Source organism: Nostoc sp. FACHB-892 (assembly GCF_014698795.1).
Taxonomy (GTDB): domain Bacteria; phylum Cyanobacteriota; class Cyanobacteriia; order Cyanobacteriales; family Nostocaceae; genus Nostoc.
On record NZ_JACJTR010000132.1, the window covers coordinates 1 to 4,057 of the forward strand.

Annotated in this window: 3 protein-coding genes; all 3 read right to left on the reverse strand. The window is 40.3% G+C overall.

From position 1 onward, the window contains the following. Window positions 1–459: 459 nt before the first annotated feature. Complete coding sequence (locus tag H6G96_RS40340) at window positions 460–3,252, reverse strand: helicase-related protein (RefSeq protein WP_190920219.1); 2,793 nt, start codon at window positions 3,250–3,252, stop codon at window positions 460–462. 250 nt (window positions 3,253–3,502) lie between these two features. Then, on the reverse strand, window positions 3,503–3,877 hold the full coding sequence (locus H6G96_RS40345; RefSeq protein WP_190920221.1) for a tyrosine-type recombinase/integrase: 375 nt from the start codon (window positions 3,875–3,877) through the stop codon (window positions 3,503–3,505). Between the two features lie 14 nt (window positions 3,878–3,891). Next, window positions 3,892–4,057, reverse strand: a 166-nt coding sequence (locus H6G96_RS40350; RefSeq protein ID WP_190914621.1) for an IS1 family transposase, incomplete at its 5' end; no start/stop codon positions are given.

A 4,057-nucleotide genomic window follows, 5' to 3' on the forward strand; every position in this document is an offset into this window, starting at 1 on the left:
AGTTTTATCTTGCTCTCTAGTCAGAAATACCCTTAAACGGCTGCCCATATCGCTGTTACCTTTGTAGACACATTGTACGTATTTACTTATCTTTACATAGTTTGGTTTTTTCACCTTGTTCTACTTATACTAAGTTGATTTAATTCTTGAATAACTTGAATTTTTTCTAATTCCTTCATAGTTGTTTGTCCATCACTGGTAATGCTACAAATTCTATACTGTATTCTCTGGTTTATTCGTTAGTCTGTAGCTTTTGTCTGAGCTATTGCCTTAGCGAACACAGGAATGTTATAAATCACAGATGTTCTTAGGATTAAGTGGAATCCCTTCAGTATTATTTATCTAATAGTGGAGTTAGTGCAACCTTACTCAAGCAACGTTTGGAAGTGGTCAGCAAAATATTTTAAGTCTGCATAATCGATGCTCCACCCCAGCGATCACTTTCTTTGTTTGACGACCTCAAAGAATATTCAACAAAGATGAAGCAGTATCTTTTTCACTCTCTGGCTTCAAGTACAGAGCGCACTCTCTGATTACCTCTTGCTCAGAAATGCCATGTTTAGCGCACCAGGCGCGTATGCAAATATCACTTAACGCCTCTACTTCGTCGGGGTCAACCAAAGCCGACGAAGTATTCTCACAGCAAGCAATCAAATCAAGAAGCTGGACATCAGTCAGCAATACTAGTTGTTTCAATTTTGGATTATATACAGACCAGTTATATTTGCCGTTGTACTTTAGCAGAACATAAATTAGCGGGTTCTGACCAGGGTATGTCTTGGCGCTAATAATATCACTATTGATATTTTCAGCATAGTCACGGTTTAGTTGGAGTTGGGCTGTGTGTTTGTAGAAGGGTGAAACATCTTGGTCATCCGCTCTATCGAGTTTCAAGTTGCCTGATTCTATCATTACCTTCTGGGGGGCCACGTCAGGCATATAAATTTCTTGCATTGTGCTGGTGGTTAAGACAGGTAAATCAATTAACTTTCGAGATTCACCATGACGCTCCATCAGATTTTCCCATCGTTGCCTGATATTTAATAGCTCATATCCAAGATTCGTATTTCCTGACAGCGTGGGTATAAAAGTATATAACTGAACTGTTCTGGGAAGATGCCAAAAACGTAATATGCGCCCAGCGCGTTGAACTGGTTCAATCGGAGTCCAAGCAATATCATAATTAACGACGACTGAAGCATCCTGCATACTAACACCGATGCCATAAGCATCTGTGGCAATGAAGACATCGTAAGTTTCCTTGTAGTTACCAATAGCATTGTTAGCATGGGGCGCAAATTTGGCTATGGCTTCTTCTATATCCTTTGTTTTCTTCGGCTCGTAGTTATCAATTTTTTGAGACTGACCACTGACTATAGTGCTGAATACTCGCAGTTCTGGCATCAATTTAGCTAAACCTTGTTCCAAGTAAACCGCAGTCGGTAGCCGCTCACAAAACACAATTACTTTTTCTTTTTCTTTTTTAGCATGAAGTTCTTTGAGAATACGGACGAGGGTTTGCAGTTTCAGATCGTGTTCAAAAGTCAGTTCTTTTAGTTTTTTGATAATAGGATTTAGAACTTGCTGACGCTCGGTTTTTGAAAATTTAAAGGTTGATGTTCCTTTCTTAGCAAAATCGAATTCCTTTAATCCTCCAGGTGTATCTACAACGCGCTCAAGTAGCGATAGAAGCGCTTCTGGGGAACTGCCCCAAGATATTTTGACCTGGGTTTCTATATTTTTTCTATATATAGGATGGGGTGTATTAAGGTCGAAATAACCATCAACAATAATTGAAGTAAGTTCGCGCTCATTGGGTAAAGGAACATAAATACTATGTAGAATTACTTGAGGAATATATTTCTTTTGTCCACCAAAGTCGATGTAGATACCTTGCGAGTCAGTTTGTCCATAATATTTAGCAACGTGAGGCGTTGTCAGCTGAGAAGCTACGGGTAATGTCGTAAAGTATTCGGCTTCATCAATGCGCCATGCCCTTGCATCATCTATGAACTCTGGTAATAAAACATTACTTTCCGCAGTATGAGGCAGCAACAATAACTGGGTGTTGATATTGTCGATATCCGTAGCATAAGGAGACCCACTCAGAAGCAAAACTTTCAAATTACCAGATTGAACAAGTGATCTAAGGCGTGTAAATGCCAGACGCTCTGTTCTGTCTTCTTTTCTATATCTTCTGTTGCTAAACTCATCTGAATAACGTTTTCTTAACTGATGACTTTCATCAAAAATGAGAAAATAGCGCCCGTCACTACCCATGTTTTGGACAATTTCTTCAAAATCGTTAAGGGTATGATCGTGGGTGGAATTTTCCTTATCCAATGCAGAAAGAGTAAAGTAGTCTGAATGTAAACTGGCATCACGCATTTCGCGTTTCCAAATATTGCGGACAGCTACAGGGCAGACAACAATAACCTTATCAATCAAACCCTCCTCACGCAGATGTATTGCCACATGAACAGCCACTACAGTTTTGCCTAGTCCAGTAGAGGCAACCAACATTGACCCACCATGATCACGAATTTTGTTCAAGGTTTGAGAGATCATGTCTACCTGATACGAAACAGGTTGCTTTTTATAGTTAGCTTTAATAGGTTGTAGATTTTCTAGAGCCAGTATGGTCTTAAGATAAATATCCCACGGATCAGCTAATTCTAGCCATCTTTGGAAAGCTTCAAGGAGTTCCTGAGTTATGTCTTTAGCTTGAGCAAAATATTCATCGAACTTATCCACTAAAGCTATCACTTTATCGCGCTTAGTTTCCAAAGTTCCTGACTCAATTTGCTCAATAAAACCACGTCCCGTTGTGTTGGCTGAAGTAATAATGGCTACTTTACGGTCAATGAGATAAAGCTTGGCATGATGGTTCATGGCACGAGCGTCAAATATGTGGAACTCACCCGCAGCCATTTTTTGGACTAAATCAAACACAGCCTGTCGTCGTGAGTGATCCAAACCAGTACGCAGATCACGCATAATTTCATTAACTAAAGCTTTTCGCGCCCGATCCTCACCTGGGTCTTCAATTCCAACTAAGAGGTAAACTTGCTTCCCTGTTGTAGACTTTCGGATCAATCCCCAACCTCTGATTGTGAAAAATCCAGAAGCAATCCGAATTTCTTCTTTACCCTTCATGAAGCAACGACGTATTTGTTCAAAAGTAATTCGGGATTCAAACCATGTTGAGGGCAAATTAATTGGTTGTGTGTCGAAGTCAACGTTGGCATCCATGCGGGTTTGTCAGCTTATGGTTATAGAAACGCTCACATATTATTCTTCCCTTATTAAAGGTGATGTAAGTGGCTCTGCCAAGAAAAAGTAACACAGAAGATAAACTAACAAGCGATCGCACGGCTATTTGGTGCATATTTAATTCGTAAATAAGTGTTGAGAAGTGAAAAATAATCTCAGGTGGTGCAGAGTTAATAATTCGCGTTCCGCTAAGACGCTTGTATACGCCCTGTATACAAGTTACCGCAATCTACAATAATTCTCCTGCCGCATCGACTTCATCCCGATCAATATCCAAATAAAAAGTTAAATTGGCGATGCTGGTATGACCAGATCGCTTTTGCAGTGTTGGCAGTGGCACTCCCGCCTTATACATTTTTGTCAGCCCAGTCCTTCGGAACGAGTGAGAACTGATACCCTTGAACCCTACATAGTCACAGGCTTTGCGTAATGCCAAGTCCGCTGACTGCCGGGTACGATGCCCCTCCTTCCGACCAGGAAATAAATACCCAGTTTTGGGTAAGCCACACTCAATTATTAATTCCGCTAGTTTTGCAGATATCTTCACTTCCCTGGTTTTTTTGGTCTTGGTCGTACTGGCGCGGAAGATAATCCGGCGTTGCATAAATGCGGGATGAATTAACTAAATACAGGTATTTCTCTATACTTCAAGTAATGGAGTAACAAGCGAATTGAGTATTTAAGCATATCTACTGACTTGGAATAGCATAATGTTTTGCGATGTAGGCGTGCCAGATAATGACGTAAACGTGTATTTTCACCTTCTACTCTGGTCATATATGTT